Source organism: Mycobacterium sp. (assembly GCF_019243155.1).
Classification (GTDB): domain Bacteria; phylum Actinomycetota; class Actinomycetes; order Mycobacteriales; family Mycobacteriaceae; genus Mycobacterium.
This window is the reverse complement of the sequence record NZ_JAFAUS010000540.1, coordinates 1-6,010: the sequence shown is the minus strand read 5'-3', so window position 1 is coordinate 6,010 and position 6,010 is coordinate 1. Positions and strand designations below refer to the sequence as shown.

4 protein-coding genes and 2 pseudogenes are annotated in these 6,010 nt (G+C 66.4%); 3 read left to right on the top strand and 3 right to left on the bottom strand.

Annotated elements, in window-relative coordinates; translation table 11 throughout:
- Window positions 1–431 (bottom strand): annotated as a pseudogene (locus JOZ00_RS27625) (short chain dehydrogenase); the annotation flags it as partial.
- A 152-nt stretch (window positions 432–583) separates the two neighbouring features.
- Here JOZ00_RS27625 and JOZ00_RS27620 point away from each other — a divergent pair.
- Window positions 584–1,930 carry an acetyl-CoA C-acetyltransferase gene (locus JOZ00_RS27620; RefSeq protein ID WP_293351069.1) on the top strand — a complete coding sequence of 449 codons (1,347 nt, stop codon included), beginning with the start codon at window positions 584–586 and terminating at the stop codon, window positions 1,928–1,930.
- Window positions 1,931–2,211: 281 nt separating this feature from the next.
- On the opposite strand, the gene JOZ00_RS27615 is transcribed toward JOZ00_RS27620, so the two are convergent.
- Entirely contained in the window at window positions 2,212–4,047 is a 1,836-nt protein-coding gene (locus tag JOZ00_RS27615; protein ID WP_293351067.1) for an acyl-CoA dehydrogenase, read from the bottom strand.
- Between the two features lie 197 nt (window positions 4,048–4,244).
- On the opposite strand from JOZ00_RS27615, the gene JOZ00_RS27610 reads away from it, so the two are divergent.
- Entirely contained in the window at window positions 4,245–5,225 is a 981-nt protein-coding gene (locus JOZ00_RS27610) for a 2-oxoglutarate and iron-dependent oxygenase domain-containing protein (RefSeq protein ID WP_293351071.1), read from the top strand.
- Between the two features lie 107 nt (window positions 5,226–5,332).
- Window positions 5,333–5,821 carry a flavin reductase family protein gene (locus JOZ00_RS27605; RefSeq protein ID WP_293351065.1) on the top strand — a complete coding sequence of 163 codons (489 nt, stop codon included), beginning with the start codon at window positions 5,333–5,335 and terminating at the stop codon, window positions 5,819–5,821.
- 60 nt (window positions 5,822–5,881) lie between these two features.
- Here the strand turns inward: JOZ00_RS27605 and JOZ00_RS27600 are convergent.
- Window positions 5,882–6,010, bottom strand: a pseudogene (locus JOZ00_RS27600) (succinate dehydrogenase/fumarate reductase iron-sulfur subunit); the annotation flags it as partial.

Here is a 6,010-nt window from a genome sequence, read left to right as displayed (position 1 = left end):
AAGCCCTCCAGCGCCCGCTGCGCGATCCGCTCGTGCGGGCTGGCTGCGGCGTCGGGCGTGGTGCCGACCACCACGACGCGCGCGGAGTGGCCCAGGTTGCGCAGCAGCGGCGTGAAGAATTCATACAGCCCGCGCAGGCCTTCGGGTCCGCTGATCCCGGTGGCGTCGAACACCAGCCCGCCGAACTTGTCGGCCCAGCGCCCGCCGAGGTTATTGCCCACCAGGTCGTAGTCTTTGTCCAGCGCCGCGCGCAACGGCTCGACTACTCTGCCCTCGCCGCCGATCAGCAGCGCCCCCGCCAGCGGCGGTTCGCCAGGCCGCTGACGGCGAAGCGGCTCGGGTTGCGGAACACCGAGTTGCTTTGCCAGAAATGATCCGGGACCGGAGTTGACGACCTGTGAGAACAGATCGGACGAGACTTTGGGGGCCACTGGGCTGCCTTCCTCTTACTTGCCAGGCCGTTCTAGGTCTGTACGTGTGGGTATAGAACAACCGTATCGAGGACGAACTTACTTGAGAGTAAGAACGGTGAGTAATATGGCCCCAGACGGCCGAGCTAAAAACCGATGACCGGAGATTAAACGTGTCCCCTGCAAGTTCTGAAGCAAGCAACCAGAAGGCTCAGCGGACTTCCGCTCCCAAGAAGCGAGTCGCCGTCCTCGGCGGTAATCGCATCCCGTTCGCCAGGTCGGACGGCGCCTACGCCGAGGCGTCCAACCAGGACATGCTCACCGCCGCCCTGGGCGGGCTGGTGGACCGGTTCGGGCTGGCCGACCAGCGACTGGGCGTGGTGGTCGGTGGCGCGGTGATCAAGCACAGCCGCGACTTCAACCTGACCCGCGAATGCGTGCTGGGTTCGCAGTTGTCGTCGTACACGCCCGCCTTCGACATCCAGCAGGCCTGCGGCACCGGCCTGCAAGCCGCAATCGCGGCCGCCGACGGCATCGCTGCCGGCCGCTACGACGTCGCGGCGGCCGGCGGGGTGGACACCACCTCCGACGCGCCGATCGGCCTGGGCGACAACCTGCGCCGCACCCTGCTCAAGCTGCGCCGATCCAAGTCCAACCTGCAACGCCTGCGGCTGGTCGGCACGCTGCCGGCGACGATCGGTGTCGAGATCCCGGTCAACAGCGAGCCACGCACCGGTCTGTCGATGGGCGAGCACCAGGCGCTCACCGCCAAGGAGATGGGTATCAAGCGCGTCGACCAGGACGAGCTGGCCGCGGCCAGCCACCGCAACATGGCCGCCGCCTACGACCGGGGCTTCTTCGACGATCTGGTCAGCCCCTTCCTGGGGTTGTACCGCGACGACAACCTGCGGCCCGACTCCTCGGCGGAGAAGCTGGCAAAGCTCAAGCCGGTCTTCGGGGTGAAGGCGGGCGACGCCACGATGACCGCCGGCAACTCGACTCCTTTGACCGACGGGGCCTCGATTGCGCTGCTGGCCACCGAGGAGTGGGCGGCCGCGCATTCTCTTACCCCGCTCGCGTTCTTGGTGGATTCCGAGACCGCCGCGGTCGATTACGTCAACGGTCGCGACGGCCTGCTGATGGCCCCGACCTACGCGGTGCCGCGACTGCTCGCCCGCAACGGACTGAGCCTGCAGGACTTCGACTTCTACGAGATCCACGAGGCGTTCGCGTCGGTGGTGCTGTCGCACCTGCAGGCGTTCGAGTCCGAGGACTACTGCAAGGAGCGGCTGGGTCTGGACGCCGCGCTCGGGTCGATCGACCGGTCCAAGCTCAACGTCAACGGGTCGTCGTTGGCCGCGGGCCACCCGTTCGCGGCAACCGGCGGGCGCATCCTCGCTCAGGCGGCCAAGCAGGTCGCCGAAAAGAAGGCGCAGCAAAAGGGCGGTAAACCCGTGCGCGCTCTGGTCTCGATCTGCGCCGCCGGCGGCCAGGGCGTGGCCGCGATCCTCGAGTCGTGAACCAACTGGCAATGAAATACGTCACACCTGATTAGTAAGAAAATTGAACGGGTATGCGGTTTGCCGGATGGCCCCGTGTTGCGGTCTGACCCCCCGACCCCGACGGCAGTACGGGGCATCCCTGAATCGGCCGCCTGTCGGAATCGCAGGACGGGCGTACGCAAAGGGCCGCCGCTGGTTTGAGGGGATCCAGCGGCGGCCTTTTTGTATTGACCACCCACAAGCAGAGCCCCCGCTTCCGAAGGGGAAGCGGGGGTTCTGTCTGGTGTGCGAGAGGCGACTTAGAAAGCGGCCTCGTCGAGCTCCATGATGTCGTTGTCCAGCGTGTCGATCACCTCGCGGGTGCTGGCCAACAGCGGCAGGAAGTTCTTCGCGAAGAACGACGCCACCGCGATCTTGCCCTCGTAGAAGGAGCGCTCCTCACCGCTGGCGCCGGCATCCAGCGCCTGCACCGCGACCGCGGCCTGACGCTGCAGCAACCAGCCGATGACCAGGTCGCCGACGCTCATCAGGAAGCGCACCGAACCCAGGCCCACCTTGTAGAGGCTGGTGACATCCTCCTGGGCCGACATCAGGTAGCCGGTCAGGGTCGCCGCCATGGCCTGGACGTCGGCCAGAGCCTTGCCCAGCAACTCCCGCTCGGTCTTCAGCCGACCGTTGCCGGTCTCGCTGTCGACGAACTGCTGGATCTCACCGGACACGTGGGCCAGCGCCTGGCCCTTGTCGCGGACGATCTTGCGGAAGAAGAAGTCCTGCGCCTGGATGGCCGTGGTGCCCTCGTAGAGCGAGTCGATCTTGGCGTCACGGATGTACTGCTCGACCGGGTAGTCCTGCAGGAAGCCGGACCCACCGAACGTCTGCAGGCTCTCCGTCAGCTTGGCGTACGCCTGCTCGGAGCCCACACCCTTGACGACGGGCAACATCAGGTCGTTGACCTTGACCGCCAGCTCGGCGTCGACGTCGTGCAGCGCCTTGGCCACCGCCGCGTCCTGGTAGGTCGCGGTGTAGAGGTACAGCGCCCGCAGACCCTCGGCGTAGGCCTTCTGAGTCATCAGCGACCGGCGCACGTCGGGGTGGTGCGTGATGGTCACGCGCGGTGCGGTCTTGTCGGTCATCTGGGTCATGTCGGCGCCCTGCACGCGAGACTTCGCGTACTCCAACGCGTTCAGGTAACCGGTCGACAGGGTCGCGATGGCCTTGGTACCGACCATCATGCGGGCCTGCTCGATGACCTCGAACATCTGCGCAATACCGTTGTGGACCTCGCCGACCAGCCAGCCTTTGGCGGGCACGTCGTGCTGGCCGAAGGACAGCTCACAGGTGGCCGAAACCTTCAGGCCCATCTTGTGCTCGACGTTGGTGACGAACACGCCGTTACGCTCGCCCAGCTCACCGGTCTCGAAGTCGAACAGGAACTTAGGCACGAAGAACAGCGACAGGCCCTTGGTTCCCGGTCCGGCACCCTCCGGGCGCGCGAGCACCAGGTGGAAGATGTTCTCGAACAGGTCGCCGGAGTCACCCGAGGTGATGAATCGCTTGACTCCGTCGATGTGCCAGGAGCCGTCCTCCTGCTGGACCGCTTTGGTCCGTCCGGCGCCGACGTCCGAACCCGCGTCGGGCTCGGTGAGCACCATGGTGGAACCCCAGCCGCGCTCCGCGCAGATGACGGCCCACTTCTTCTGCTCCTCGGTGCCGAGGTGGTGCAGGATCTGGGCGAAGCCGGCGCCGCCGGCGTACATCCAGACCGCGGGGTTGGCGCCGAGCAGGTGCTCGTGCAGCGCCCACAGCAGCGCCTTGGGCAGCGGGGTGCCGCCGAGCTCCTCGTCGAGGCCGACCTTGTCCCAGCCGGCTTCCTGCACCGCGTGGACGGACTTCTTGAACGAGTCCGGCAGCGTCACCGAGTGGGTCTTCGGGTCGAAAACCGGCGGGTTGCGGTCGCCCTCGACGAACGACTCGGCCACCGGCCCCTCGGCCAATCGGCTGATTTCGTTAAGCATTTCCTGGGCGGTTTCAGCGTCGATGTCGCTGTAGTCGCCCTGGCCCAAAGTCTTGTCAACGCCCAATACCTCGAACAGATTGAACACCTGGTCGCGGACGTTGCTCTTGTAGTGGCTCACTACGGTCCTCCTCGTTGAGAATGCCACATGTGGTTGGGTACTAGGTCTAAGTTACCCACCAGTAACACCGCTAAAATATCGCTACCGGTTACGTTCGCGCAAGTTAATGTGAGCTAGATTTCACTACCTAATTAACCAACCGGTTGGGAAGCGCCGCTTAGCCTTCCTACCTGCGACGATGATGGCGGGTGATAGCTGTGGTCGGCGTCACGGCCCTGCCCGTGGTGGATCTGCGGGTCGAGGCGGCCGAGCTGCGCGAGAGCCTGCGCGAGGCCGCCCACGAGGTGGGCTTCTTCTACTTGAACGGTCACGACGTATCCGACGAGCTGTGCCGCGGCGTGCTGGAGGCCGCCCGCCGGCTGTTCGCGCTGCCCCAGGTGGACAAGGACGCCATCGCCATGGTGCACAGCCCGCATTTCCGCGGCTACACGCGGATGGGCGGGGAACTGACCCGCGGCGAGGTGGATTGGCGCGAGCAGATTGATATCGGCCCGGAGCGTCCCTCGATCGGCGGCCCGGGGCAACCCGACTACCTGTGGTTGCAGGGTCCCAACCAGTGGCCGGGCGCCCTGCCGGAGTTGCCCGGGATCATCGACGAGTGGGACGCCGCGCTGTCGCGGGTGGCCCGCACGCTGCTGGGGCATTGGGCGGCCTCGCTCGGCAGCCCCGCGGAGGTGTTCGACGCCGCCTTCGCCGACGCGCCCGCCACCCTGATCAAGGTCATCCGCTATCCCGACCGCGCGGCCAGCACGCAAGGAGTGGGGGCCCACCGCGACTCCGGCGTTCTGACGCTGTTGTTGGCCGAGCCGGGGACCCAGGGGCTGCAGGTGCGGCGGGACAGAAGCGGCGGCCCGGACGACGGGTGGGTCGACGTGCCGCCGCTGGAGGGGGCGTTCATCGTCAACATCGGCGAGCTGCTGGAGGTGGCCACCGGCGGTTATCTGAGGGCCACCGAACACCGGGTGTCGCTGCGCGCCGGCGAGCGCATCTCGGTGCCCTACTTCTTCAACCCGCGGCTGGACGCGCGGATACCCGTGCTGGAGCTGCCCGCTGAACTCGCGGCGCGCGCCCACCGGGTGGACGACCCGTCGGACCCGATCTTCGCGGTCTACGGCCGCAACGCATGGAAGAGCCGACTGCGGGCGCATCCGGATGTGGCCTCGGCGCACGGGTATTGAAGCGAGACGCTTACAAAATGGCCAGGGTGGCGACGGCGGGGCGACCGGCCGCGGGGTAGGGTCGGCCCCGAGAATCTCCTTCCGGCTCAAGGGGCGAATGCAGACCGGTGAACTCGAACAATAACCTGACACCATCGTCACTTCGTGAGGCCTTCGGCCACTTCCCGTCCGGCGTGATCGCCATCGCGGCCGAGGTGAACGGAATCCGAGAGGGCCTCGCGGCCAGCACCTTTGTTCCCGTCTCGCTGGACCCGCCGCTGGTGTCATTCTGCGTCCAGAACACCTCGACGACCTGGCCCAAGCTCAAAGACCTGCCGATGCTGGGCATCAGCGTGCTCGGCGAGGCCCACGACGAAGCCGCGCGGGCGCTGGCCGCCAAGACCGGGGACAGGTTCGCGGGCCTGGAGACGGTGTCGCGGTCCACCGGCGCGGTTTTCATCAAAGGCACCGGCCTGTGGCTGGAGAGCGCGATCGAGCAAACGATCCCGGCCGGTGACCACACGATCGTGGTGCTGCGGGTCAGCGAGGTGACGGTCGACGCGGAGGTGGCACCAATCGTGTTCCACCGCAGCATTTTTCGCCGCTTGGGCGCCTGAAAGAAACGAGGTCCAATCCGGAATCGGATCGAAGCTCGTTGGTGCCGTTGGGTTTTCGCGCTAGCGACGGAACAGCTTGTTGCCCAGCCACACGATGGGGTCGTACTTGCGGTCGGCGACCCGCTCTTTCATCGGGATCAGCGCGTTGTCGGTGATCTTGATGCTCTCCGGGCACACCTCGGTGCAGCA